General features: G+C 72.1%; 1 protein-coding gene. It reads left to right on the top strand.

The genetic code is table 11. The annotated features are described in order from the left end of the window. On the top strand, window positions 1–412 hold a 412-nt coding region (locus tag IJ15_RS0123915; RefSeq protein WP_031940838.1), incomplete at both ends, for a proton-conducting transporter transmembrane domain-containing protein.

Raw genomic sequence — 412 nt, 5'->3', positions numbered from 1 at the left:
GACCGGGACGCCGACGGGGGTGGCGCGGCGGGCGGCGGATCCGTCGGCGCATTCACCCCGCGCGCGTCCGCGGTCCCGGGCAGCGTCGCCGAGAAGGAGGCGATCAGGGCCGGGGTCATGCAGACCGAGGTGTTCCCGCTCGTGATGTTCGCGGTCGGCGGCATGCTGTTGTTCCCCGCGGCCGGCGACCTACTCACGATGTTCGTCGCGCTCGAGGTCCTGTCGCTGCCGCTGTACCTGCTGTGCGGGTTGGCTCGTCGGCGCCGGCTCCTGTCCCAGGAGGCCGCCCTCAAGTACTTCCTGCTCGGGGCGTTCTCGTCCGCGTTCTTCCTCTTCGGTGTCGCCCTGCTGTACGGGTACGCGGGCACCGTCCAACTGTCCGGCATCGCCGACGTCGTCGCGCCGGGCCCCG

Source organism: Prescottella defluvii (genome assembly GCF_000738775.1).
Taxonomy (GTDB): Bacteria; Actinomycetota; Actinomycetes; order Mycobacteriales; family Mycobacteriaceae; genus Prescottella; species Prescottella defluvii.
The sequence above is the reverse complement of the archived record's forward strand: the minus strand, read 5'-3'. Positions and strand labels throughout refer to the sequence as shown.